The sequence below is a fragment of the Moraxella canis genome (genome assembly GCF_002014965.1).
In the GTDB taxonomy this organism is placed as follows: Bacteria; Pseudomonadota; Gammaproteobacteria; order Pseudomonadales; family Moraxellaceae; genus Moraxella; species Moraxella canis.
In genome coordinates, this window is the sequence record NZ_MUXT01000005.1 from 141,547 (window position 1) to 166,563 (window position 25,017).

Here is a 25,017-nt window from a genome sequence, read left to right on the forward strand (position 1 = left end):
CCATGAGATTACAAATTACCCATCAGACCAATTATTTTTATCATGATTTGGCACAGCGCAGCGTGCAATACATCCGCATGACACCGCTGTCATTGGCTCACCAAACCATCGAATATTGGCAAGTGATGCTGCCTAAGGTCGCCAAATCGCAAGTAGACGGCTTTGGCAATCAGTGGCTGGTGCTAAGCCGCAGCGAGCCGCACGATAACCTACAGATGCAAGCCTCAGGCGTGGTGAACATCAATCCTGACACCCCTTATTTGGCTGATGACCCAAAAGTGCCGTATCTGCTATATACCGTACCGACACCTTTGACGGCATGCAGCGCTGCCATGCGTCAGTTTTATGAAAATCATCTGACAGACTATCATCACTCAGATAGCAGCACAAAACGCGCCTTACTTGAGCAGTTTGCAGCGGCGCTACTGAATCATGTGCCCTATTACCAAAATGTCACTCATGTCGGCACCACCGCCCCCGAAGCCTTTGAGCTTGCCCAAGGTGTGTGCCAAGATCATAGCCATATTTTTATCGCCTGCTTGCGTGATTTGCAGATTCCTGCACGCTATATTTCAGGCTATCTGTATGAGCCGATGGGACAGCACATGGCAAGTCATGCTTGGGCTGAGGCTTGGATTGATGGGCATTGGTACACTTTTGATGTGTCAAATCAGCATTTTACACCGCAGGCGCATGTCTATGTCGCCATCGGGCGTGATTATTTAGATGCCGCGCCCGTGCGAGGTGTGCGCTTGGGCGGCGGCTATGAAAATTTGCACAGCCAAGTGTGGATTCATCAATTAAACGATGAAGCCGCCCAAAGCCAACCTTAGCTACCAAGCGATCTATAAAAATGATTCACAAATACCCTTTGACAGGCGTATAATAGCACTGCCATCAGCGCGGCGGTGCTTGGTTGGCTTAGATTTTTGTATTTGGAAAATTTGTATGACTTATTGTGTTGCCCTGCGTCTAAAGGATGGGATGATTTTTGCCAGTGATACCCGCACGAATGCTGGCATGGATAACATTGCCACTTTTCGTAAAATGTATCAATACAGCATCGAAGGCGAGCGTTTTTTGACCTTACAAACGGCGGGGAATCTGGCGACTTCTCAAGCGGTGTTCTCCAAGCTTCAGCAAAATATCAATCTTGGCATCCCCCAGAACCTGCACAACGCCGCCACTTTGTTTGATGCAGCGCAGATGGTTGGTGAATGCGTCCGCCAAATCACCACTTATTCGCAGACGCTCGCCCAAGATACAGGTGGTTTTACCAGTAGCTTTATTTTGGGTGGTCAAATCAAAGATCAGCCGCCAGAGATTTTTATGATTTATCCTGAGGGCAATTTTATCAAAGCGACGACGGATACGCCGTTTTTTCAGTTAGGCGAAAGCAAATACGGCAAACCCATTTTGGATCGCTCCATTGATTATCATTCCAGCCTGCAAGATGCGCTGCATGCGATTTTGATTTCTTTTGATTCGACCATGCGCTCAAATTTATCGGTGGGTCTGCCGATTGATTTGGTCGTCTATCATAACGACAGCCTAGCCATCCCAGTAGGCAAGCGCATCGATGAAAACGATGCGTATTTTGGCTCACTGCGTGATCATTGGGCAGACGGGCTCAGACACATCTTATCACAGATGCCACGCTCGCCCGATGACTATTGGCAGTGAGTCTTGAGCCGCCAGTTAGGCGGCTTTTGTTTTGAACCATTTTCCCAAATCATCCATCAGTGCATAAAAGACGGGAATGACCACCAAGCTTAGCAGCGTTGAGGTCATCAGACCGCCAATCACTGCTACCGCCATCGGACGGCTGAATGTTGAATCCACGCCCCCAAAGCCAATAATCAAAGGCAGCATCCCCGCTCCCATGGCGATGGTCGTCATGATGATGGGCTGAGCACGCTTGCGACAGGCATCGATGAGCGCATCAAAGCGGCTTAATCCTTGTTCATCTTGGGCGATGATGGCATAATCAACAAGTAAAATGGAGTTTTTGGTGGCAATGCCCATCAACAAAATAAATCCAATCATCGCAGGCATCGACATACTGCTGCCTGTCACGATTAGACCTACAAATGCCCCACCAATGGACAAAGGCAGCGCCATCAAAATGGTCAATGGCTGAAGCACGCGATGAAACAGTAGCATCAGCACCGCAAAAATACAAAACACCCCAACCGCCATCGCAAGCACAAAGCCTGAAAACAGCTCCGCCATGTTTTCTGCTTGCCCTTCATCGATAATACGAACGCCATTAGGCAAGTTCTGCATGATTTGGGTGGATTTGACGCTGTCAATCAGATCTCCTAAAGGCGCATCATTGACAGGCAAGACGGTGATTTTGATGGCACGCTCTCGATTTAGGCGGCTTACGCTGGCTTCACCTGTGGCGAATTTTAAGCTCGCCACATCTTTGACCTGCACAGGCATCCCAGTTGAGCTTGGCACATACAGATTGGCTAAATTGGTCAAGTTTTGTTTATCGCTATTATTTAGGCGAATCAAGATGGGCACTTGGCGTGTATCTAGGCTAAGCTTTGGTAAGGCTTGATCATAATCGCCTTGGGTGGCGATGCGCAGTGTATTGGCTAGGTCAGTGGTGGTCACGCCTTTGTCCGCCATCGCCAATTCATTGGGGATCACAGACAGCTCAGGTCTGGGCAAAGAGCGATTATTGATGACGCTTGCCACTGTCGGCAGCGCGCGGATCTGGCTGATGATGGCTTGGGCGGTGGCGTCAAGCTGCGCTTTATCCGCGCCAGTCACCGAAAACACATACCCTGCCTCGCCGCCGCCTGTCGAGATACCGACATTAAAGCGTGCGGACGGCACTGTCAATAATACTTGATTGATTTGGGATTCGATGTCCACTTTGCTTGCGCGTAAAGTGCGGTCAGAAAGCTTAATATCCAGATTTGCGGTATTGACCGACGCGCCGCGCATACTGCTTGGGTCACCTGTGTTTTGTTCAGCGCCCACCGCCATGAGTACACTTTCTACTCCATCAATGGCTTGGACTTTTTGGGCAGCCAGTTGGCTGATGCGCAGCGTATCATCGATGGTTGCATCTGGGGTCAGCTCAATGGTAACTTGGGTTTGGTTCATCTCATCAGGCGGAATGAACGCCGATGGCAAAAGCCCTGCCAACATGAGCGAACCCACAAAAAATCCCACCGCCATCAGCACCGTCATGGCACGGTGCTTGAGCGTCCATGCTACGACTTTCAGATAATTTGTCATCAGCTTGCCGGCAGGCTTTTCGGTATGTTTAGAAGGTCTCAACATATATGCTGCCATCATCGGTGTAAGCAGACGCGCCACCAATAATGACATAAAAATAGAAATGACCGCCGTCCAACCAAATTGACTAAAAAACTGTCCAACCACCCCACTCATAAACGCCGTCGGCAAAAACACCGCAATCAGCGTAAAGGTCGTCGCCACTACCGCAAGTCCGATCTCATCTGCCGCTTCGATTGCAGCTTGCATGGGCGGCTTACCCATATTTAAATGGCGCACGATGTTCTCGATCTCAACAATCGCATCATCCACCAACACCCCAATCACCAAGGTCAGCGCCAAAAGCGAGATCATGTTCAGACTAAAGCCAAATAAATACATGATAAAAAAGGTCGGAATGATCGATAAAGGCAATGCCGTCGCCGCCACAAAAGTCGCGCGCCAGTCCCTTAAAAACACAAACACCACGATCACCGCCAAGATGCAGCCCTCGATCAGCATGCGCATGGTGGCTTGATAGCTTTCTTCGATGGGCGCGGCATAATCGACGATTTTTTCGATTTTTAGACCACTCATTTGTGCCTGCATCGCCTCTAGGGCATCATCAACCGCTGCCACCACTTCGACCTCACCTGCCCCTTTTGAGCGCGTGATGCTAAATGCGACGACCTGCTCACCATCAAGCTCTGCCAGTGATGCGATGTCTGCATGCGTATCTTCGATGACAGCTAAGCTGTCTAAGCGCACGGCTGTGCCCGTCGGCGTGGTAATTTGTAAGCCATTTAAATCTTGGACTCTTTGACCTGAACCGAGTACGCGTATGGTTTGGGTTTGATTGCCGATTTTTGATTCGCCGCCGGCAGCGTCTTGCCACTTGGCATAAACTTGTCCTGACAGCTGACTGATGGGCATGGATAAACTGGTCATCATATCAAGCTTTGGCTGCACCAAAATCTGCCGCTCAACCCCACCGATGCGGCTGATATTACCCATCCCCGGGATGTTAGACAGCTGCTTGGTGAGCGCATCATCGACAAACCAAGACAGCTCAGCCTCGCTCATCCCATCGACAGACACCGAGTAAGTCGCCACAGGAAATCCCGCCGTCGAGACTTTAGAAATCACCGGCGGATTGGCAGCAGCGGGCAGATCGCCCTGTACTTCACTGACCGCCGATCGCACATCATCAAGCGCCTCGTCGTTGGGTTTTTCAAGCTCAAATTCAGTAAAAATCGTCACCGCGCCCGTTTGTAGCGTGGTGCGGATGTTTTTTACGCCTTCGATGTTCGTGATTTGATTTTCAACTTTTTTGGCGATGTCGCTTTCAAGCTGATCTGGCGTCGCACCAGGTAAAGTAATGGTGGTAATGACGCCCGGCAAATCAATGTCGGGGAATTGCTGAATTTTCATTTGAGAAAATCCATAAATCCCCAAAATCGTCATTAACGTAAAAAATAAAATCGCAACCAGCGGATTTTTGATGGAATAGGCTGAAAAATTCATCACACCACCTTAGCGCACACTATTGGCGCTAGGCGATGCGCCCAAAGCATCAGATGGTGCGCCATTGATGGTAGCAACCGTCACCAAATCGTTATCATTCAAAAAACTGGCACTGGTTGCGACGATCAGCGCATCCGCAGGTAAGCTGACCGCGATTTGATTGTCTTGTTGGGCAATGATCGTGATTTGTTCACGCTGAACCCGATGATACGCTTGCCCATCGCCACCTGTTTCTGGCACGAGCTGCCAAACATAATCATAGCCATCAGATGTCATCAATGCGCTCAATGGCACAGCATTATGTCTTTGGGCATCAAATAAAAACTCGCCAGACTGATACATGCCAGCACTGGCACCGCTGCCACTTGGCAGACGCACATGCACTGTCATATCTCGGCTATCATTGGCGACAGGACTTAGACGCGTGACTTGTCCTATCACCTGCTGACCTGCGATCTCAACGGACGCCGTCTGCCCCACACGGATATTGGCTGCATCGGCAGGTGGCAGCGCAGCTTGCCATTCAAGCGCGCCATCTATGATGATGCTAAACAGTGGAGCGCCTGACACCACCGCACCGACTTGGGCATTTTTGGCGCTGACGATACCGCTGACTGGTGCGGTGATGTTTCCGCGCTGCTGATTGGTGCGAGCGCTGTCGACATTAGCTTTGGCGGCAGCAACATTCGCCTCGGCTTGTCGAAGCGCAGTACGATAAGCATCGACCTCTTGGCGGCTCACCGCATCAATGGCTAATAATGGCTCAGTGCGCGCCAAATCGGCAGCCGCTTTTTCTTGAGCAGCGACTGCTGTGGCAAGATCGGCTTCTGCTGAGCGCACTTGCTGAGCAAAAGTTCGCGTATCTAGCGTGGCGAGCACCTGCCCAGCTTTGACAAAATCACCAACTTCTACAAGCACCTGCTCAATGGCAACACCGCTGATCTGACCGCCAACTTCTGCCGTCTCAACCGCAGCCACGACGCCATTAGCCGCCAAGCGATTTTCGATCATTATCGGCGTAGGATAAACCGCCTCCACTGCCATCACGACAGCGCTTTGGCTTTGGTCAGATGACTTATCCAAAGCCTGCTCTTGGCTTGGTGACAGCATAAATCGCCCAATGAGCGCACCAATGATAATGCCCGCCCCAAAAAGCACAATCCATTGCCAAAGGGGTCGAGCAGTTGGTGACTTGTAATTTTGATTAGCAGTCATAAAAATACCATTTTCATCCATTTAATTAATGCTTATTTGCTCAAATCAAGCCGACCAAGCTTTAGTCATGCGCGCCGATGACCCAGTTTTTTGCGGATACGAGTGAGCATTTGGCGAGACATACCCAAATAAGAGCTCAAATCAGAAACCGAAAGCCTAGCTGCAAGCTTTGGATTTGTTTCAATAAATCTGACATAGCGCGATTGACCATCAGTGATGAGCAGGCTGTCGATACGAGCGATGTTTTGCGCCAAGACTTGGGTCAGGTTTTGGCTGATGTATCGATAAAAAATCGGATAGCGCTGACAGCAGTACTCATAATGCGCCAAATCCGTTGCAATGATGACGCTTGGTTCAATGGTTTGCAGGCTATAACGACACAGACCTTGTTCGATAAAAGCTTGATGTTCACCGACACCATCACCTGCTTGTATAAAATGAACATTAACCACATTACCATGCTGATCTTGATATTCAAGCTTACACAGCCCAAACACAAGCACGCCAATTTGATCTTGCACCCGACCTGCCACCTGCCAGTAGCTTCGCGCAGGCAGCCGCTGTATCTGAAACCCTCTTACCACATCTTTGACTTGCTCATCGCTCAGTTCAGGCATGGTATACGCCCAGTGCTGCATCCATCTGCGGATAATCTCGCTATCGGTTAAGCGATCGCTATCAGCAAATAACGCCAAGCTGTAATCATCAAACATTGACATAGTCTTTGGATTCCGGTAGCCAAGTGTTCATGATTGCCGTAGCTTTTGGCAGTTTATCGGGAGTGGCGATTAATTGGCGTGCAATGTTGCCTGCCGCTTCAAGCAGCGACTCATCTCGCACAATATCCGCCAAATAATAGCCCATGTCCCCCGTTTGGCGCTTGCCCAAAAGCTCGCCTGCGCCTCTTAGTTCTAGATCCTTTTGGGCAATGACGAAGCCATCAGTACTGTCTTTGAGTACATTGAGCCGCTCAATGCCTGTCGGCGATAACGGCAGCTGATATAGCAGCACACAAAAGCTTTTGGCATCGCCGCGCCCAACTCGCCCTCTGAGCTGATGCAGCTGTGACAGCCCCAAGCGTTCGGCATTTTCGATCACCATCAATGATGCATTAGGTACATCCACGCCCACCTCGATCACCGTCGTGGCGATCAGCAGGTCGATGTCACCCGCCTTAAAGGCTTGCATCACCGCCTGTTTGTCAGCAGCTTTCATCTTGCCATGCACAAGCCCCGTGCGGATATCAAGCCGATTGGTCAGATCCTCATAAGTCAGCTCAGCCGACTGCACATCCAAAGCCGACGACTCCTCAACCAGTGGACACACCCAATACGCCTGTTTGCCGGCTCGGCAGTTGTCTTGAATGCGCTCAATCACCTCGTCTCGGCGATCTCGGTTAATTGTCACTGTGGTGATCGGCGTGCGGTTGGGTGGCAGCTCATCGATCACTGAGACATCCATATCACCGTACATACTCATTGCAAGCGTCCTTGGAATGGGTGTTGCGGTCATTGTCAGCTGATGCGGCGTTCCGCCTGACACGCCTTTACTCGTCAAGCGTAGGCGCTGCTCCACCCCAAATCGGTGCTGCTCATCAATGATCACCAATCCCAATTTGGCAAAAACAACCGTATCTGAAAACAGCGCATGGGTGCCGACCACGACTTGCACCTGATTTTCGCTGATGGCATCCAGCGCTGCTGCACGCTCTTTGGCGGTTTGCTTACCTGCCAGCCACCCAACTCCAATCCCGAGCGGCTCAAACCACTTTTGAAAATTGATCAAATGCTGCTCTGCCAAAATCTCTGTCGGTGCCATAACTGCCACCTGCCAGCCACTATCTAAAGCATAGCATGCCGTCATCGCAGCCACCAGAGTCTTGCCAGCGCCGACATCGCCTTGGATGAGTCTGAGCATGGGGCGCGATGTCGCCATATCAGACACCGCCTCGCCGATGACTCGCTTTTGGGCATTTGTCAGCTCAAAAGGCAGGCTTGCCGCCAGTTGCTTGGCAAGTGGGCTGATTTGATCGCATTTAGGCGCTTTGTGCTGATAGACATTATTGCGCCGAAATAAAAAACTCAGCTGATGCGCCACCAGCTCTTCGATGATAATACGGCGACAGGCAGGATGAGTGCGGTCTTTGAGTCCTGTCAGTAAGGCAGTTTGGCTAAAAATATCAGCATGGATCGCCGGCAGATGGATCGCCTCTAGCGCTGGCAGCAGATCGCCTGTCAGCCCTACGCCCGCCGCCTTCAGCTCCGCGTCCGATAGGCAGTGGATGCCATCTTGCTGCACCGCTGCCAGTGCCAGGCGTACCAGCTGCCTAAGCTTATTTTGATTGACGCCTTTGACAGCAGGATAAATGGGCAAAAGCCCAGAGTCAAACTTTTTTGTGCCTGTCAGATGATAGTCAGGATGGGACATCTGTGTGCCATAGCGACTGACCTTTATCTCACCAAATGCGGTAATCTTCGCCCCCACCGTCATGGTGTTCAATAAACCAGGATAAGTATGAAAAAACCGAAGCGTCATCACCCCTGTGGCATCCTCCAAGGTCACCGACAATCCTGTGCGGTTTTTTTCAACCCAAGTCACGACGCCCGCCACCAAAGCGCTCATGCCATGACTGACATCCTTAATCGGGATAATGCGGCTTCGATCCTCATAATCTCGCGGCAGATGCATCAGCATATCAAAGATGCGATGAATCCCAAGCTCAGCCAATCGCCCAGCCAATGCCTGACCTACACCAGACAGTGCGGTCACTGGCAAATGAATGGTCATGACAGACTTGGTCATAAATTTATCCAATAATTATAAAAACTCATCATGATTGTAAAATAATTCCTCCAAAAAAGCAAAAAGCCGACCATTTTAGTCGGCTTTTTACAGATTTGTCCTAAACTGACTTAAAAATCTTCAGTCTCTTCTACCAAAATCATCCCGCCTGCCACCGTATGATAGGTCGCCTCATCAATCAAAATAAATGAGCCTGTGGCGGTGTTTTGGGCGTAAGCAGTTGCCATAATCGGCTTTTGTAAACTAATACTCACCTCGCCGATGTCATTCATATTCAGCGTCGATTGATCACTGAAATTTGACAAAGTATGCACATCCCACACATGGTCAATCCCACTAACCTTAGCAAAAACGGTTTGGGTGGTGTGTTTTAATAAATATTTACGAGCAGGATTCAAAGCACGCTCATCAAACCAGCATAATGTGGCGCGCAGACGCTTGGTCGGTAAGGTCTGAGACGCTGCCGAGACGATACTATCACCGCGAGAGATATCGATGTCATCGGTAAGCGTGATGGTGATTTGTTCACCCACAGAAGCTTGGCTGACTGCGCCATTGGGGCTAATAATCTCTTGGATGCGGCTGATGCGACCTGACGGCTCAACGCGCACCTCATCACCAACCGAGATGCTGCCTGATTCGATACGACCTTGATAACCACGAAAATCATCTTTTTTGTCGCCATCAGCGCGCAGCACATACTGAACTGGCAAATGAAACGCTGCCGCCTCAGTCTGAACCGCCTCACCCACTGGCAACTCTTCTAAGATCTCAAGCAATGCGCCGCCTTGATACCACGGCGTATTTTGGCTTTTGTGGACGATATTATCGCCATTTAGGGCAGAGACAGGTACAAATTTGACATCTTGCAAATTCAGCTGTGCCGCCAACTTTTCATAGGCGCGCACGATGGCGTTAAATTTATTTTCATCAAAATTCAATAAATCCATCTTATTGATCGCCACCAAAATATGCGGGCAACGCAAATGCTTCAGGATCGCTGAGTGGCGCTTGGTTTGTGGCAAAAGCTGAACTTCATCTTGCTCAAAATCAATCTGCGATGCATCAATGAGCACCACCGCAGCATGAGCGGTCGACGCACCTGTGACCATATTACGCGTGTACTGCTCGTGCCCTGGAGTATCGGCAATGATGAATTTGCGCTTAGCTGTCGAAAAGTAGCGATACGCCACATCGATGGTGATACCCTGTTCACGCTCCGCCAAAAGCCCATCGGTCAGCACCGAAAAATCAATGACATCGCCTGTGGTTTTGGTTTTATTTAGGTTGGAGATCTGATCGGCAAGCAGCGCCTTACTGTCATAAAGCAGGCGACCGATCAAGGTGCTTTTGCCGTCGTCGACGCTGCCTGCGGTGATAAATCTCAGCGGCTGGGTATTTAGATGACTCATCTGACTATCCTTTATGTTAATCTTTTACTAATTTTTGTTTGGAGACATTGATTGGCGATGATCTTGATATCGCTGACTTCGCCAAAGATCATGTCTCGGCGTTTATTCAATTTATTAAAAATAGCCTTGCTTTTTGCGCGCTTCCATCGCCGCTTCACTGACCTGATCGTCCAGGCGAGTGGCGCTACGCTCTGAGATCTCTACCACAGCAGTCTCTTGGATGATCTCCTCAGGCGTGGCTGCGCTGCTTGCCACAGGGCAGGTGCATGAGATATCACCCACAGTACGAAAACGCACCGAACGAATTTCGCTGACATCGCCATCAGCTTTTGGGGTCAGTGGCGTGACAGGCACCAAAAGCCCACCTTTTTCGACCACTTCACGCTCATGAGCATAATAAATCGAAGGCAGCTCAAGGTTTTCGCGCGCGATATACTGCCAAATGTCAAGCTCCGTCCAGTTTGAGATCGGAAATACGCGCATATTCTCGCCTTGATGGTGCTTGGCATTATACAAAGACCACAGCTCTGGGCGCTGAGCTTTGGGATCCCATTGACCAAACTCATCACGAAATGAGAAAATCCGCTCTTTGGCACGCGCCTTTTCTTCGTCTCGGCGTGCACCGCCCATCAGAGCATCAAATTGATGCGTCTCGATGGTTTCAAGCAAAGTCACCGCTTGAGCACCGTTTCTTGAGTCGGTTTCTTTGCGCAGTACGACTGTGCCTTTGGCGATCGAGTCTTCGACATGACCGACCACCAAGCGAGCATTGAGCTTTTTGACCTGCTCGTCACGAAATTCAATCACTTCAGGATAATTATGTCCTGTATCGATATGCACCAAAGGAAATGGCAGCGTCACATCACGACCTTCAATGGCAAATGCCTTGCGCGCCAGTGCAAGCAGCACCACAGAGTCTTTGCCACCTGAAAATAATAAAGCAGGGTTACGGCACTCAGCGATCACTTCGCGGATGATGTAGATGGATTCTGCTTCAAGCCAATCCAAATGCTCATTTTGTAGGGTAGTTTTTGTCATGATAATTACCTGTCAATCTCAATAAAATTTGTCTAAATCCTAGGCTTGTCTTATAAAATGCTTAAAACCAAATACACTCGCCCAAAATCATTTGTGCAGACCACACTCTTTGCTGTCTTTATGCTCCCACCACCAGCGCCCTGCGCGGATGTCCTCGCCTTGTTTCACAGGCATGGTGCATGGCTCACAGCCGATAGAAGGATAGCCTTGGCGATACAGCTCATTAAAGGGAATATTTTTGGTCAAAATATATGCCCACACATCCGCTTCCTGCCAATCAAAAATCGGATTATATTTGGCGATACCGCGTTCTAGATCCGCTTCTGCCAAATTCAGCTCAGTGCGAGTGATCGACTGCTCGCGGCGCTGCCCTGTCAGCCAAGCATCAGCATCGACCAAAGCACGATTTAAAGGCTCAACTTTACGAATAAAGCAGCACGATTTGCGCAGATCGACGCTTTCATAAAAAGCGTTTAAGCCATGATTTGCCACATAGTCCGCCACCGCTTGAGGATCTGGCTCATAAGTTTTGAAATTCAGTGCAGGATAGCGCGCCTTGACGGTGTCAATGAGGCTGAGCGTCTCGGCATTGAGCCTGCCTGTCTGCAAAGTAAATACTTCAGTGCTGGGATGGTGGTTAGCCAATGCATCGGTGATGACCATATCTTCTACCTGTAAGCTGCTGGCAAACTTGACGGCATGATGCTTGGCGTGGATGTCTGCTAAGCGCGCGTGCAGGGTGTTGATTTTGTCATCAAGACCTTGAATGGTCTCATCACTTGGCGCTGGGATTTGCCAAAGTACAGGTTTGATCATCATGATTTTGGCTCTCAAATTGACTAAATAGATGGCTAGATGATTTGATCTGCGGATCGGTTCATTTGGATACTGCACAAAGTACCACCACCACCAAAAAATCGAAAATAACTTTTTGTACAAAGTAAATCACTTTTTGGCATTAGTAATCCCATTTGAGCCAATCTTAACTTATCAGCGCGCCAAATAAGGCTTGCCAACCCCTTTGAATTCAGTCATATCCACCGAATGTCTGTACAATTTCTACATAATCCTTACATAAAATAGCATTTGCCAAATACCCTTGCACCAAAGATATGATATAGTTCACAGTTATTTTTTGTGAGTTTTAGGAGTTGTCATGAGATTGGCTGTCGCAGCTGTACCTGTCTTTGCACTGATACTGACGGCTTGTGGTAGCACCACGCCGCCATCCACCGCCCAAGTATCAGCCACGCCAAAAGCCGATGAGGCGCGCCCTGTCGTGGCTTTGGTGCTTGGTGGGGGTGGCACACGCGGCTTTGCGCATATTGGGGCGATCGAGTCGCTTGAGGCGCATGGCATCCGCCCTGATATGGTGGTCGGCACCAGTGCTGGGGCGTTGGTGGGCGCGGTTTATGCCAGCGGTAAGACGCCCTCTGAGCTGATCGATCTTGCCGATGCTGTCAAAGAAACGGATTTGATCGAAATCACACCCTCTCAGCAAGGCTTGATTGATGGGACGCGCCTGCGCCGCTATGTCAATGAGCAGGTCAATCATCGCCCCATCGAAGCCTTTCCTATGCGCTATGCGGCGGTGGCGACACAGATGCACACAAATACGGCAGTGACTTTTAGAACTGGTGAAGCAGGACTGGCGGTCCAAGCCTCATCCAGCGTCCCAAAATTATTCATCCCACCGCGCATTCCTGAAACAGGTGGCGAAAAATATGTGGACGGCTCACAAGTGGCGTTATTACCCACACGCATCGCCAAAAGTCTGGGCGCTGATGTCATCATCGCTGTCGATGTCATGGGCGAAAGACAAGCACCTGATTCAAACACTCCGCACACGCAAGGCAATAGTATCAATATCCAACGAAATGAGACAGGCATCAGCGCCAAATGGGGCGATAAGACCATGACTGTGCCAATCGATATCGATAAGCTCAATGATGCTGCCAAAGGCTTGCCTGTCGATATGCCACTGGGCGATCTGCTTGGCGCGGTCATGCAGTCTATCCCTGCCAATACTGACATTTCTTTGCCAAGACAGCTGCCTGCCAACGCCTCTGAATTTTCTCGATGGTTTGGTAATTTGGGCGCCAATTTGACTGCCGAGCCTGAAGATGTCCGCGCCGCCGATGTCTTGATTCGCCCAAAAACGACAGGCGCTGCGGTGTTTGACAGCACCGACCGAACGCGGCTTATCAATGAAGGCAGGCTTGCTACAGACGCGCAAATCACCGCCATCAAACAAGCCATCGAAGATGCTCGTGCGCTTAAACACGCCCAAATACAAACAACTCAATAATAAAATACCGCCAAGTATGAGCATCTTGGCGGTATTTTTTATTAGATTTATTAGAATTGACAAGAGGGTGAGGCGGTCGGGGTATGGGTGTAATCAAACAGCATGCCATCAGGAAAGGCGACAGACAAAACCTCATCATCAAAACTTTGTCTTAAGGTCAGGCTTTGCTTAGGTGTGAGACTCACAACTTGCAGATAAGAAAATTTTTCTTTGGTTTTAAGATCTGTCATTGCCATCTTATCGCCTTCGGGCATCAAAGTGTTGATGCTTGAGTCGAGCTGCTGATATCTGCCCCGTGACAAGCAGCGAAAATCAACTTTTTGGGTGATGACCATGCCGTTATCAGATCGGCGAAAGCTCACCATCGATACCATGGGCTGATCTTTGGGCGTCATCAGCCAATAGCCATCATAAATCTCATGAGGCAGCTGATAAGATTTGGACTCCAAAGCAAAACTACTTTGGATGCCGATTGCCGTCAAGATGACAGCAACATAAAAAGGTGTTTTCATAACCCATCCTAATACAGTTAAAAACCCAAGCACAAAGTCATGCTTGGGTTTTTGTTGTGGCTGTGTGTCAATTCACACACATCGTCATCTTAATCACGCTTTAGACACGCTCGATGATGGTTGAGATGCCCTGACCCAAGCCGATACACATGGTGGCAAGCCCAAGCTGCGTATCTTGCTGTTCCATGACATTCAAAAGCGTGGTCGTGATACGCGCGCCTGAGCAGCCAAGTGGATGACCCAGTGCGATCGCGCCGCCGTTATGGTTGACGATGTCTTGCTTGTCAAGTAGATCCAAGCCCTTAAGCACTGATAGACCTTGCGCCGCAAATGCTTCGTTAAGCTCAATGGTTTGGATGTCAGATAGGTTTAGACCTGCGCGCTTAAGTGCTTTTTGGGTAGCAGGTACAGGACCATAGCCCATGATCGCTGCGTCACAGCCTGCCACCGCCATGCTGCGAATGCGCGCGCGTGGTTTTAGACCCAAGTCTTTGGCTTTTTGGGCTGACATCACAAGCATTGCAGACGCACCATCTGACAGCGCTGATGATGTGCCTGCTGTCACCGAACCGCTCTTAGGATCGAACACAGGTCGTAGCGCTTGGAATGCTTCTAAATTGGCATCAGGGCGAATCACTTCATCGACAGTGCATAGCTGCAGATTGCCTTCAGCGTCATGACCTTCGACGCCAACAATTTCATTGTCAAAACGACCTGCTTGGGTAGCTGCCCATGCTTTTTTGTGAGAATTTACCCCAAAGACATCTTGCTCTTCGCGAGTAATGCCATTTAGGCGACCTAGCATTTCAGCAGTCAAGCCCATCATATTAGAGGCTTTGGCGTAGTGCTTAGAGGCTTTTGGGTTTGGATCAACGCCATGCATCATCGAAACATGACCCATATGCTCAACACCACCGATGATGAACATATCGCCTTGATTGGTCATGATTTGAGCGGCAGCGGTGTGCAAAGCTTGCATGGATGAACCACACAGACGGTTCACGGTTTGAGCTGCCACAGTTTTTGGCACGCCTGCCAACAAGGCAGCATAGCGACCAATGTTCCAGCCTTGCTCAAGCGTTTGGTTCACACAGCCCCAAATCACATCTTCAAGCTCGCTTGGGTCAATGCCATTACGCTCAATCAACGCCTTGATCAGTTCTGCTGACAGATCATCCGCGCGCACATTGCGAAACATACCATTTTTGGTTTTACCCATCGCCGTGCGCACGCCATCGACGATCACCACATCTTTTGGACTTAGAATTGTCATTGTTTTTCCTTTGATAATTTGAGCAATAATTAGTAGAAAGTCTCGCCATTTGCAGCCATGTCACGCAGTTTGGCGGGCGCTTCGTATGCCTTGCCTAGGTGCGCGTACTTGTCGCATAATGCCACATAGTTTTTCACGCCGACTTGGTCGATATATCGGCATGGACCGCCACGGAATGGTGGGAAGCCTACGCCCATGATCATCGCCATGTCAGCTTCTGCAGGGCTTGCTACGATATTATCTTCTAAGCAGCGCACCGTTTCATTACAGAACGCGATCATCATGCGGTCGATGATCTCTTGCTCATCAAAAGTCTGATCGCCAGTTTGAACTGAGTTTAGCAGCTCATAAGTGGTGGTATCGGCGGTTTTCTTAGGCTTGCCGCGCTTATCGGTTTCATATTTATAAAAACCTACGCCATTTTTTTGACCCAAACGGTTGTTTTCAAACATCAGCTCCGTTGCGCCTTTATAATCTGGCTTCATGCGGTCAGGGAAGCCTTCTGCCATCACTTTGGCAGCATGCACGCCTGTATCCATACCCACCACGTCCAGCAAATACGCAGGACCCATCGGCCAGCCAAATTTTTCCATGGTCTTATCAACAGTCACAAAGTCTGCGCCGTCTTTGACCAACAAATCAAATGCACCAAAATAAGGGAACAACACACGGTTCACCAAAAAGCCTGGGCAGTCATTGACAACGATAGGGGTTTTACCCATTTTTTGTGCCAACGCAACTGTCGTTGCGATCGCGGCATCACTGGTTTTTTCGCCGCGGATCACCTCAACGAGTGGCATACGATGCACTGGGTTAAAAAAGTGCATGCCCACAAAGTTTTCAGGGCGTTTTAGGGCTTTGGCTAAGCGAGTGATAGAAATGGTTGAAGTATTAGAAGCCAAGATGGCATCTTCTTTTACCAAGCCTTCAACTTCAGATAAGACCGCTTCTTTGACTGCAGGGTTTTCGACCACCGCTTCGATGACAATGTCAGTTTCGCCAAAGTCGCCATAGTTCAAGGTTGGGCGAATGCGACCAAGTGTCTGACCCATTTTAGCTGGCGTTGATTTACCGCGCTCAACTTCTTTAGACAACAGCTTGCTGGCTTCATTCATACCCAAATCCAGCTGCTCGGTCTTGATGTCTTTCATGATGATCGGCAAGCCCTTGCTGGCAGCTTGATAAGCGATACCACCGCCCATGATGCCTGCGCCAAGCACAGCAGCTTGTTCGATGTTTTGTGCATTTTTGCTGTGCTGTTTGGCAAGTTTTTTGACCGCTTGATCATTTAAGAATAAACCTACCAAAGCAGCTGCTTGCGGAGTCACCGCAGCTTTTGCAAAGCCTTTGGCTTCAAGTGCAATCGCTTGATCACGGTTTAGATTGACATGCTTTTCGATCGTCTCAACAGCGATCGCCACCGCAGGGTATTGCTTTGGATTGGCTTTGGCAAAAATCACGCCTTTGGCTGAATTAAACGCCATCGCCTGCTCAAGCTGATTAAGCTTAACTGGTACTTGCTTTTCTTGGCGTTTGGCTTGCCAATCAAAGTCGCCTGCCAAGCATTTTTTGACCAAATCAACCGCCGACGCTTCCAAAGACTCATCAGCGACCACCGCATCCACCAAGCCAAGCTTCAGTGCTTCAGCAGGTCGATAAGCCTTACCTGTCGCGATGGCTTCTAGCGCATTGTCAATACCGATCAGGCGCGGCGTACGCACCGAACCACCAAAGCCTGGGAAAATGCCAAGCTTGGTTTCAGGCAAGCCGATTTGGGCAGATGTGCCTGCCACGCGGTATTCACACACCAAAGTCATCTCACAGCCGCCGCCAAGTGCCGCGCCATTGATGGCTGCCACTTTTGGGAAAGGTAAATCTTCAAAACGGTTAAAGATGCGATTAATATCAAGCAGCCAAGTCTCAAGCTCGCTTTCAGAACGCTTGAAGTATTGCACAAATTCGGTAATGTCCGCCCCAGCGATGAACACAGATTTGCCCGAAGTGACGATCAAACCTTTGACATCATCGCGACCTTCAAGTGCTGCCACCGCTTCGTCAAATTCTTGGGTGGTCTTTTTGTCAAACTTATTTACGCTTTCCTCTGCGGCATCAAAATGAAATTTGACAATACCTGCTGCTTGGTCGAGAAACTCAACCTGAATGTTTTTTCCTTGATAAATCATGAATACCCCTTATGGTGTTAGTCAATCGCGCTGCCTTGTTTTTGGCAACCGTGTACCTAATATAGCACACCGATCATGCTATTTCATCTGTCATTTGACTGATCAAATATGACCGATGGGTCACCAATTTTTGGGTGATACGCCTTGCAGCGTCAAGTGGTCTTGAGTCTCTAAGTTGGCTCAAATTTAGCGACTGGATAATAATTATTTACAAAAATTCGCTATTTTAATAAGATATGCGTAATAATCCACTTCTTTAATTGATTAAGCATTCTTATGGCACAGCAAACTTATTATGATATTTTGGGCATCTCCCAAAATGCAGGCATCGAAATCATTCATGCCGCTTATCAAGCACTCAATCAAAAATACCAAACCGCGCCCAATGCCACCGAGCAGCTGATACAGATTCGCCAAGCCTATGCGGTGCTGTCTGATCCGATCAAGCGTGCAGAGTATGACTCATGGCTGCGGATGAGTCGCCAATTTGGGCAGAGCACGCCGCCGCCTTTTGGTGCTCACCCTGCCAACACGCCGCCCATCGGCACTGCTGGCTATCGCACACAGTCGCCCAAAGCCAAAGGCTCATCAGCCGCTGCATGGGTGATCGGGATACTGGCAGCGCTGATTGCGGTGGCGGTTTTGGCGTATGTTTTGGTGTCGTCGTCTGGGTTTTTTGGGGATCAAGATGAGCCAGTGACGCCCCTTGAGCAGGCGCCCTCTCAGGCGACCCAAGCGCCTGAGCTACACCCCATTGAGCCGATCGCCCCGCCGACACCTACCGCCACGCCACAGCAGCAAGCCGCGCGCGATCAAGCGCACGCTGCGTATCTGGCGGCAGTCGGTCGCATCAATGCCGTCTGGAAAAGCCTGCCCAAGACCACCCAAGACTCGCTGCGTGACGAGCAGCGCAGCATCAATAACGCACGCGAACAAACCTGTAAAGCCCAAGCTGCGAGCCAATACAGCCATCCGCTAGATATCGAAGCGGCACGCTATCACTGCGAAGTGCCCATGCTTGATGAGCGCACCCAAACCCTACGCGTCTATGCTGCCAGCATCGCCAGTCAGCCGACCATCGTCCGCGAGCCGATCTACGTCCCAACGCCTGTCTATGTCGATAGCGATGATCCTGTCAGCCACACCACGCCAAGTGAAGCGCGCGCCTTGTATGATGACGCCGTGGCGAATATCAACGCCGTCTGGAACAGCCTGCCTGACGAGATGCGCCAAATACTGCGCGATGAGCAGCGCGCGGTAAATGCCGATCGCGAACGCCGCTGCAAGACTTACGCCCAAAGCGTCTATCAAAGCCGTAGCGACCAGACTGTCGCGCGCTATCTGTGCGAAGTGCCTGAGCTTGATGAGCGCGCTGCTGAGCTTAGCCAGTATTATTGATTTTCGCCAAACCAAAGGAGTTATTATGACCCGTGTCTATCCCATCGCCCTGATGCTGATGACAGCACTCACTGCTCTGCCTGCTCAGGCAGCCGACTGGCGCTTTATTCCTGCAACTTCATCTAACAACGAGACCATCTATGTTGATTATGACAGTCTAAAGCGGCACAGCTTTACAGGGGGTGGGCGGTACTACACCGCTTGGATAAAGACTACCTATCCAAGCGCCCAAAAGACCTCTGGTGGCAAGCTGTATCGAGAACTGAAAGCCTTTCAATACTTTGACTGCTCAAACCAAAAGTGGAATGTTGATGCTTTATACTATTACACCAGCACAGGGCAGCCAGTGGATAGTACGACTCGGACAATTTCAACCACTTCATCAGCCAATTGGGATCGTGTGATACCTGATACCGTAGGTGCGGACAAGCTTGATAGCGTCTGTAGTCTGGCAAGACAGAAGTTTGGCAGTATCTAGGCATCTAGCATCATCTATCCGCCCAAGGCGGGGCGGGGAGATGAGCGATCTTATTAAGGATTAATTATGTACCCATTTATTCGTTTGGGCGTATCCATCACCAAAAGCACGCTCAGCGCGCTGCGCGGCGAGCACCTGCCCCTCACAGGGACGAGTGTCATCCACTATACGTGTCATATCAATGATATTGATAATTTTCTTGAATTGAATAATGGTCGCGTGCTGACTTTATTTGACTTGGGTCGTACGGATTTTGCGATCCGCACAGGGCTTGGCAAAGAGCTACTTCGCCAAAAATGGGGCTTGGTCGTGGCGGGCAGCAGCGTGCAGTACCGTAAGCGTGTGCGCCTGTTTCAAAAGCTGAGCATCCAAACCCACCTGATCGGTGTCGATGAGCGCTGGTTTTATATTGAGCAAGTCATGACAGTCAATGGTCAAGCCACCTCCCAAGCCCTGCTACGTACTGGCGTTACCAACATCAAAACTGGCAAGACCATCCCCACCGAGCAGGTGCTGGCTGCGGTAGGTTATGCCGATTTTCAGCTGCCGCCACCTGAGTGGGTGCAAGCTTGGATCGATGCCGACAAAATACGCCAGTTCCCCCAAAAACAATCCGCTGAGTGATATCAGCGGATTGGTTGGGTTTTAGGGTTTGGTGATCGGTGCTTCGCCACCTTCGATGACGCCTTTGGTGACGATGACTTCTTTGACATCTGTCATGCTAGGCAGCTCATACATGGTATCCATCAGCACATTTTCGATAATGGAGCGCAGACCACGCGCGCCTGTCTTACGCTCTTGGGCGCGCTTGGCGATGGCGGTGAGTGCTTCAGGCTCAAAAGTCAGCTGAACACCTTCCATCTCAAATAAATACTGATACTGCTTGACCAGCGCATTTTTGGGCTCAGTCAAAATCTGCACCAGCGCCGCTTCATCCAGCTCTTCTAGACTTGCAATCACTGGCAGACGACCGATCAGCTCAGGAATCAGACCAAATTTAATCAAATCTTCGGCTTCAACTTCACGAAACAGCTCGGTGATGCTCGATTCATCTTGGGCTTTGACATCAGCATTAAAGCCGATGCCTGTCTTTTCGGTGCGCTGGCGGATCACTTTATCAAGCCCAGCGAATGCACCGCCCACGATCATCAGGATATTACTGGTATCCACCTGAATCATCTCTTGGCGTGGGTGCTTGCGACCGCCTTGGGGTGGAATGTTTGCCACAGTGCCTTCGATGAGCTTGAGCAGGGCTTGTTGCACGCCTTCGCCCGAGACATCGCGCGTGATTGATGGGTTTTCGCTTTTGCGAGAAATTTTATCAATCTCATCAATATAAATGATGCCTTTTTCGGCTTTTTGGACATCATAATCCGAGGCTTGTAGTAGCTTTTGTACGATATTTTCGACATCTTCGCCCACATAGCCTGCTTCGGTCAGCGTGGTGGCATCCGCCATCGCAAATGGCACATCCAGCATCTTGGCAAGCGTCTGCGCCAGCAGTGTCTTACCTGAGCCTGTCGGTCCGATGAGCAGGATATTTGACTTAGACAGCTCAACGCCATCAGCATCAGGCTTATCTGCCGCAACTTTTAGGCGCTTATAGTGGTTATACACTGCCACAGACAGCGCCTTTTTGGCGGCATCTTGACCGATCACATAGTCATCTAAGTGAGCGCGCAGCTCTTTTGGCTTGGGCAGCGCTTTGTCTTGCCACTCATCTGCTTGATCATCGCTCATGCTTGGCTGAGCGCTTTCGGCGGTTTTATCGGTCGTGACAGTCGTGGCTCTGCGTGATTTGGGTTTTTGGGTCAAATCACCCAACAAATCACCGCACACCTCGATACACTCATTGCAAATATTGGCGTCATTGCCAGCGATGAGTTTTTTAACTTCGGTTTTTTTCTTACCGCAAAATGAGCAGCTTGGTATCTCTTTGGTTGTCATAACAGCCCCTTATAGAGTTTTTGGACGCTTATCAAGCACCACATCCACCAAGCCGTATTCGCGCGCTTGTTCGGCGCTCATGAAATTATCACGATCGGTATCGCGCTCAAGTTTTTCGATCGGCTGTCCAGTGTGTTCTGCCAGCAGGCGGTTTAGTTTGGCTTTGAGTTCAATGATTTCGCGAGCGTGGATCTCGATATCGGACGCCTGACCACGGAACCCACCCAAAGGCTGGTGGATCATCACGCGCGAGTTTGCCAGCGCATAGCGTTTGCCTTTTTCGCCCGCTGATAATAAAAACGAGCCCATCGATGCCGCCTGACCCATGCAGATTGTGGAGACATCAGGTTTGATAAAGTTCATCGTATCATAGATCGCCATGCCTGCCGTCACGACGCCGCCTGGTGAGTTGATGTACAGATGAATGTCTTTTTCAGGGTTATCCGCCTCCAAAAACAACAGCTGAGCGACGATCAAATTCGCCATATTATCTTCAACTTGTCCCGTCAAGAAAATCACGCGCTCACGCAAAAGACGCGAGAAAATATCAAACGAGCGCTCACCGCGACCCGATTGCTCAATCACCATCGGCACTAGCGCATTTTGCGGCGCATAAAAAGCATCAGCAAGCTGATCGTAATAAGGATTTTGTTTCATGTTCATCATCATTCCAAGGTTTATTTTTAGAACAAAAACCCCACGCATAAGCCTGGGGCATTTGTAAAATCATCAATCAATCCAACTGGCAAGATTAGATGGCTTGCTGCTGGGCTGCCGCTAATAGCTCTTGATATTTGACTTCTTTGTCGCTTACCTTAGCTTGGCTTAGCAGATAATCAACCACTTGATCTTCTAACACCACAGATTCCACTTGGGCACGCTGTGCTTGATCGTTGGTGTAATATTCGATCACTTCTGCTGGATCTTCATAGTTTTCGGCAGCTTCTGCGATAAAGGCGGTCACACGCTCTTGATCGACTTCAAGTTTTTGGGCATCGATGATTTGGCTTACCAAAACGCCCAAACGCACCGCGCGCAATGCTTGGTCTTCAAACAGCTCATTTGGTAGCATATTTGAATCAAAAGTCGCAGGATTTGCGCCGAATTGCTGTGCAAAGCGATTAAGCATCAGCTGACGCTGGCGGTCAATTTCTTGATCCAGCATGGCTTTTGGCACATCAAATTCATTTTTTTCAAGCAATGCATCAAACGCAGCTTGCTTGACTTGATTGCGACCCGCGTGCTTAACTTCACGCTCCATATTTTTGCGGACATCCGCTTTTAGCTTATCTAGCCCGCCTTCGGTCACACCAAACAGCTCAAAAAATTCTTCATTCAATTCAGGCAAAGTCGCTGCTTTGACTTCTTTGACAGTGATCACAAACTGCGCTTCTTTACCCGCCAAATGCTCTGCTTGATAATCTTCTGGGAAAGTGACGGTGATGGTTTTTTCTTCGCCAGCTTTCATGCCTTTCATGCCATCTTCAAAGCCTGGGATCATGCGACCTGAACCGATCACCAAAGTGTAGTTCTCTGCGCTGCCGCCTTCGAATTTCTCACCATCAATCGAACCTTCAAAATCAAAAGTCGCTTGATCGCCTTCTTCTAGCTCGCCTTCTTTGGTTTCAAAAGTTTGGCGCTGCTTTTGTAGATTATCAATCATCGCATCTACATCTTCGTCAGAGACGCTGGCAACTTGACGCTCAACTTCGATTTCGCCCAAGCCTTGAACTTCTACTTCTGGGAAAGTCTCAACAGTGGCTTGATACACCAAAAAATCATCTTCAAGCTTCACATCGTCAATGTTTGGCACGCCAACGACGCGGATTTTTTCGTTGCCAAGCGCTTCAAATACGGTATCACGAATGACATCGTTAATCACTTCTTGCTGAATGCCTGCGCCATACTGTGAGCGGATGTGTGATACTGGCACCTTACCTTTACGGAAACCATCAATTTTAGCTGTCTTAGCCACGCTGCGGATGCGGCTTTCAACTTTGCTTTGAATGTTGCCCACTGGTACTTTGACAGTCAGCTGCGTTTCTTTATCAGAAACCACATTCACAGATACTTGTAAATCACTCATAACTCACCTTAATTCGTTTAAAAATAAAAACAGTCGGTCAAAAGACCAAAATCTAGTTGTGAAAATATACTAATATTCCAATTAAAGAATATTTAAATATAACCACATAAATATATTAAAAGCAATACAGTATAGCCAATCATTGTGAAAAATACAACTATTAGCCTTAGTAAAGCCCCAAAATCAAGCCAGCTATTCTGCTCTTAGCTGAGCCAACAAATCTTTGAGAGCCTGCGCTCGGTGACTGATGGCATTTTTTTCGGCTTTTTGAAGCTCGGCAGATGATTTTTGAAGATTGGGAATATAAAACAAAGGATCATAGCCAAAGCCATGCTCGCCCACAGGCTTGGTGAGTATCTCGCCATGCCATTTGCCAATCGCAATGAGTGGCATCGGATCATCGCCATGTCGCACATATGCAAGCACGCACACAAAAAACGCTTGGATCGGCGCATCACCGCGATGCACCTTTAGGGCGTCAAGCAGCTTAGCGTTATTGGCGGCATCATCGCCATGTCGCCCAGCGTAGCGTGCCGAGAGAATTCCAGGGGCGTTACCCAGCACAGGCACACAAAGCCCCGAATCATCCGCCACAGCTGGCAGCCCACTTTCTTTGGCGGCATGGCGTGCTTTGATGATGGCATTTTCGATAAAACTTGCCCCATTTTCAATGGCATCCCCGATACCCAAACTGCCTTGGGTGATGATCTCAACGCCCAAGTCAGCGTCATCAAATAACGCCTGAAATTCTGCCAATTTACCCTGATTATTACTGGCTAATACCCACTGTTTCATCTGATATTCCTAGATTAAGTGATTAAGATGTCATCCAAGCTTATGATTCATTACTCAATGAGACCACAGCACTGATCGGCAAATGGTCGGATAAATTTGACCAAGGCACGCCGCCATGCACCATTGCATTATGCACATCAAGCCCACGCACATAAATGCGATCTAGACTCAGCACAGGCATTTTGGCAGGAAAAGTGGCAGGATACTCTCCATGCGATTGCAAAAACACCTCGCTTAGCCCCAGTGATGATAACGCTTGGCAAGATTTTTTTGACCAATCATTAAAATCCCCTGCCAAAATCAGCGGCACATGATCAGCCAAGGTGGTAATATAGTCACGAATGGCTTGATATTGCTTGAGGCGATCTCGGTGTAGCAGATTCAGATGGCAGCACAGCACCACCAAAGGGCGCTCCCACCCTTCAGGATGCACCTCGCAATGTAGCACGCCGCGTTTTTCTAGGCGATTGACGGTGATGTTCAAATTATGCTTAGGATCAAGCGGATGGCGCGATAAGACCGCATTGCCATGATGTCCGTGCTCGTATTCGGCATTTTTGCCATAGCTTGCCGATACGCCCAAAAACTCGCCAAACCACTCATGCTGACCGCCATCAGGAAATTCAGCAAAATTAAGCGCGCGTTTGAGATTTTGCCCTTGGACTTCTTGTAGGCATAAGATGTCAGGATCGATTTTTGATAGGGCATCTTTCATGCCCATCAATCGCACCAAACGGTTGGTCGGCGACATGCCTTTATGGATGTTATAACTGGTGATGGTAATGGTTTTCATGCAATTTCATTGACTGACT

The 25,017-nt window shown here is 49.3% G+C and carries 21 protein-coding genes; 6 read left to right on the forward strand and 15 right to left on the reverse strand.

Annotated elements, in window-relative coordinates; genetic code table 11:
• Window positions 1-2 precede the first annotated feature (2 nt).
• Together B0180_RS04620 and B0180_RS04625 are read left to right on the forward strand one after the other, a co-directional pair.
• Entirely contained in the window at window positions 3-833 is an 831-nt protein-coding gene (locus B0180_RS04620) for a transglutaminase family protein (protein ID WP_078255864.1), read from the forward strand.
• A gap of 115 nt (window positions 834-948) precedes the next feature.
• The gene (locus B0180_RS04625) at window positions 949-1,683 is read left to right on the forward strand and encodes a proteasome-type protease (protein ID WP_078255865.1); all 735 of its coding nucleotides are present in this window, start codon (window positions 949-951) and stop codon (window positions 1,681-1,683) included.
• 15 nt (window positions 1,684-1,698) lie between these two features.
• On the opposite strand, the gene B0180_RS04630 is transcribed toward B0180_RS04625, so the two are convergent.
• The 7 genes from B0180_RS04630 to B0180_RS04660 form a co-directional block, all read right to left on the reverse strand.
• Window positions 1,699-4,758, reverse strand: a complete 3,060-nt coding sequence (locus tag B0180_RS04630; RefSeq protein ID WP_078255866.1) for an efflux RND transporter permease subunit — start codon at window positions 4,756-4,758, stop codon at window positions 1,699-1,701.
• A 9-nt stretch (window positions 4,759-4,767) separates the two neighbouring features.
• Window positions 4,768-5,973: an efflux RND transporter periplasmic adaptor subunit gene (locus tag B0180_RS04635; protein WP_143821271.1), complete on the reverse strand. Its 1,206-nt coding sequence runs from the start codon at window positions 5,971-5,973 to the stop codon at window positions 4,768-4,770.
• A gap of 65 nt (window positions 5,974-6,038) precedes the next feature.
• Complete coding sequence (locus tag B0180_RS04640) at window positions 6,039-6,686, reverse strand: Crp/Fnr family transcriptional regulator (RefSeq protein WP_078255868.1); 648 nt, start codon at window positions 6,684-6,686, stop codon at window positions 6,039-6,041.
• Complete coding sequence (gene recG, locus B0180_RS04645; protein WP_078255869.1) at window positions 6,679-8,775, reverse strand: ATP-dependent DNA helicase RecG; 2,097 nt, start codon at window positions 8,773-8,775, stop codon at window positions 6,679-6,681. The genes B0180_RS04640 and recG overlap by 8 nt, the downstream gene beginning before the upstream one ends.
• Window positions 8,776-8,885: 110 nt before the next feature.
• The gene (locus tag B0180_RS04650; protein ID WP_078255870.1) at window positions 8,886-10,187 is read right to left on the reverse strand and encodes a sulfate adenylyltransferase subunit 1; all 1,302 of its coding nucleotides are present in this window, start codon (window positions 10,185-10,187) and stop codon (window positions 8,886-8,888) included.
• Between the two features lie 114 nt (window positions 10,188-10,301).
• Window positions 10,302-11,225 (reverse strand): sulfate adenylyltransferase subunit CysD, encoded by a 924-nt coding sequence (gene cysD / locus B0180_RS04655; protein ID WP_143821272.1) that lies wholly within the window; start codon window positions 11,223-11,225, stop codon window positions 10,302-10,304.
• Window positions 11,226-11,312: 87 nt separating this feature from the next.
• Window positions 11,313-12,044, reverse strand: a complete 732-nt coding sequence (locus B0180_RS04660) for a phosphoadenylyl-sulfate reductase (RefSeq protein ID WP_078255944.1) — start codon at window positions 12,042-12,044, stop codon at window positions 11,313-11,315.
• A 337-nt stretch (window positions 12,045-12,381) separates the two neighbouring features.
• Between B0180_RS04660 and B0180_RS04665 the strand changes: the two genes are divergently transcribed.
• On the forward strand, window positions 12,382-13,533 hold the full coding sequence (locus B0180_RS04665; protein WP_078255872.1) for a patatin-like phospholipase family protein: 1,152 nt from the start codon (window positions 12,382-12,384) through the stop codon (window positions 13,531-13,533).
• Window positions 13,534-13,583: 50 nt separating this feature from the next.
• Here B0180_RS04665 and B0180_RS04670 read toward each other — a convergent pair whose 3' ends face one another.
• The 3 genes from B0180_RS04670 to fadB all read right to left on the reverse strand — a co-directional run bounded on the left by B0180_RS04670 (window position 13,584) and on the right by fadB (window position 17,501).
• Window positions 13,584-14,045 (reverse strand): hypothetical protein, encoded by a 462-nt coding sequence (locus B0180_RS04670; protein WP_078255873.1) that lies wholly within the window; start codon window positions 14,043-14,045, stop codon window positions 13,584-13,586.
• A gap of 100 nt (window positions 14,046-14,145) precedes the next feature.
• A complete protein-coding gene (gene fadA / locus B0180_RS04675; RefSeq protein ID WP_078255874.1) occupies window positions 14,146-15,318 on the reverse strand; it encodes an acetyl-CoA C-acyltransferase FadA in 1,173 nt (390 codons plus the stop codon).
• 29 nt (window positions 15,319-15,347) lie between these two features.
• Complete coding sequence (fadB, locus tag B0180_RS04680) at window positions 15,348-17,501, reverse strand: fatty acid oxidation complex subunit alpha FadB (protein ID WP_078255875.1); 2,154 nt, start codon at window positions 17,499-17,501, stop codon at window positions 15,348-15,350.
• Window positions 17,502-17,777: 276 nt separating this feature from the next.
• On the opposite strand from fadB, the gene B0180_RS04685 reads away from it, so the two are divergent.
• The 3 genes from B0180_RS04685 (at window position 17,778) to B0180_RS04695 (ending at window position 20,001) form a co-directional block, all read left to right on the forward strand.
• Window positions 17,778-18,899, forward strand: coding sequence for a J domain-containing protein (locus B0180_RS04685; protein WP_078255876.1), 1,122 nt, complete (start codon window positions 17,778-17,780; stop codon window positions 18,897-18,899).
• A 25-nt stretch (window positions 18,900-18,924) separates the two neighbouring features.
• Entirely contained in the window at window positions 18,925-19,377 is a 453-nt protein-coding gene (locus B0180_RS04690; RefSeq protein WP_078255877.1) for a surface-adhesin E family protein, read from the forward strand.
• 66 nt (window positions 19,378-19,443) lie between these two features.
• Window positions 19,444-20,001: an acyl-CoA thioesterase gene (locus B0180_RS04695; protein ID WP_078255878.1), complete on the forward strand. Its 558-nt coding sequence runs from the start codon at window positions 19,444-19,446 to the stop codon at window positions 19,999-20,001.
• A gap of 21 nt (window positions 20,002-20,022) precedes the next feature.
• On the opposite strand, the gene clpX is transcribed toward B0180_RS04695, so the two are convergent.
• The 5 genes from clpX to B0180_RS04720 form a co-directional block, all read right to left on the reverse strand.
• Window positions 20,023-21,324, reverse strand: coding sequence for an ATP-dependent protease ATP-binding subunit ClpX (gene clpX, locus B0180_RS04700; protein ID WP_078255879.1), 1,302 nt, complete (start codon window positions 21,322-21,324; stop codon window positions 20,023-20,025).
• A gap of 9 nt (window positions 21,325-21,333) precedes the next feature.
• Window positions 21,334-21,987 (reverse strand): ATP-dependent Clp endopeptidase proteolytic subunit ClpP, encoded by a 654-nt coding sequence (gene clpP / locus B0180_RS04705; RefSeq protein ID WP_049238075.1) that lies wholly within the window; start codon window positions 21,985-21,987, stop codon window positions 21,334-21,336.
• A gap of 88 nt (window positions 21,988-22,075) precedes the next feature.
• Window positions 22,076-23,410, reverse strand: a complete 1,335-nt coding sequence (gene tig, locus B0180_RS04710) for a trigger factor (protein ID WP_078255880.1) — start codon at window positions 23,408-23,410, stop codon at window positions 22,076-22,078.
• 192 nt (window positions 23,411-23,602) lie between these two features.
• Window positions 23,603-24,205, reverse strand: coding sequence for an RdgB/HAM1 family non-canonical purine NTP pyrophosphatase (gene rdgB / locus B0180_RS04715; protein WP_078255881.1), 603 nt, complete (start codon window positions 24,203-24,205; stop codon window positions 23,603-23,605).
• A 40-nt stretch (window positions 24,206-24,245) separates the two neighbouring features.
• Window positions 24,246-24,998: an endonuclease/exonuclease/phosphatase family protein gene (locus tag B0180_RS04720; RefSeq protein WP_078255882.1), complete on the reverse strand. Its 753-nt coding sequence runs from the start codon at window positions 24,996-24,998 to the stop codon at window positions 24,246-24,248.
• Window positions 24,999-25,017 lie beyond the last annotated feature (19 nt).

Excerpts from the sequence above, each read along its gene's own strand:
- fadA (WP_078255874.1), bottom strand. The coding sequence starts at position 15,318 with ATGACAATTCTAAGTCCAAAAGATGTGGTGATCGTCGATGGCGTGCGC.
- B0180_RS04665 (WP_078255872.1), top strand. The coding sequence starts at position 12,382 with ATGAGATTGGCTGTCGCAGCTGTACCTGTCTTTGCACTGATACTGACG.
- B0180_RS04640 (WP_078255868.1), bottom strand. The coding sequence starts at position 6,686 with ATGTTTGATGATTACAGCTTGGCGTTATTTGCTGATAGCGATCGCTTA.
- B0180_RS04625 (WP_078255865.1), top strand. The coding sequence starts at position 949 with ATGACTTATTGTGTTGCCCTGCGTCTAAAGGATGGGATGATTTTTGCC.
- B0180_RS04630 (WP_078255866.1), bottom strand. The coding sequence starts at position 4,758 with ATGAATTTTTCAGCCTATTCCATCAAAAATCCGCTGGTTGCGATTTTA.
- B0180_RS04685 (WP_078255876.1), top strand. The coding sequence starts at position 17,778 with ATGGCACAGCAAACTTATTATGATATTTTGGGCATCTCCCAAAATGCA.
- tig (WP_078255880.1), bottom strand. The coding sequence starts at position 23,410 with ATGAGTGATTTACAAGTATCTGTGAATGTGGTTTCTGATAAAGAAACG.
- recG (WP_078255869.1), bottom strand. The coding sequence starts at position 8,775 with ATGACCAAGTCTGTCATGACCATTCATTTGCCAGTGACCGCACTGTCT.
- B0180_RS04695 (WP_078255878.1), top strand. The coding sequence starts at position 19,444 with ATGTACCCATTTATTCGTTTGGGCGTATCCATCACCAAAAGCACGCTC.
- B0180_RS04635 (WP_143821271.1), bottom strand. The coding sequence starts at position 5,973 with ATGACTGCTAATCAAAATTACAAGTCACCAACTGCTCGACCCCTTTGG.
- fadB (WP_078255875.1), bottom strand. The coding sequence starts at position 17,501 with ATGATTTATCAAGGAAAAAACATTCAGGTTGAGTTTCTCGACCAAGCA.
- clpX (WP_078255879.1), bottom strand. The coding sequence starts at position 21,324 with ATGACAACCAAAGAGATACCAAGCTGCTCATTTTGCGGTAAGAAAAAA.
- B0180_RS04720 (WP_078255882.1), bottom strand. The coding sequence starts at position 24,998 with ATGAAAACCATTACCATCACCAGTTATAACATCCATAAAGGCATGTCG.
- clpP (WP_049238075.1), bottom strand. The coding sequence starts at position 21,987 with ATGAACATGAAACAAAATCCTTATTACGATCAGCTTGCTGATGCTTTT.
- B0180_RS04620 (WP_078255864.1), top strand. The coding sequence starts at position 3 with ATGAGATTACAAATTACCCATCAGACCAATTATTTTTATCATGATTTG.
- rdgB (WP_078255881.1), bottom strand. The coding sequence starts at position 24,205 with ATGAAACAGTGGGTATTAGCCAGTAATAATCAGGGTAAATTGGCAGAA.
- B0180_RS04690 (WP_078255877.1), top strand. The coding sequence starts at position 18,925 with ATGACCCGTGTCTATCCCATCGCCCTGATGCTGATGACAGCACTCACT.
- B0180_RS04660 (WP_078255944.1), bottom strand. The coding sequence starts at position 12,044 with ATGATGATCAAACCTGTACTTTGGCAAATCCCAGCGCCAAGTGATGAG.
- B0180_RS04650 (WP_078255870.1), bottom strand. The coding sequence starts at position 10,187 with ATGAGTCATCTAAATACCCAGCCGCTGAGATTTATCACCGCAGGCAGC.
- cysD (WP_143821272.1), bottom strand. The coding sequence starts at position 11,225 with ATGACAAAAACTACCCTACAAAATGAGCATTTGGATTGGCTTGAAGCA.
- B0180_RS04670 (WP_078255873.1), bottom strand. The coding sequence starts at position 14,045 with ATGAAAACACCTTTTTATGTTGCTGTCATCTTGACGGCAATCGGCATC.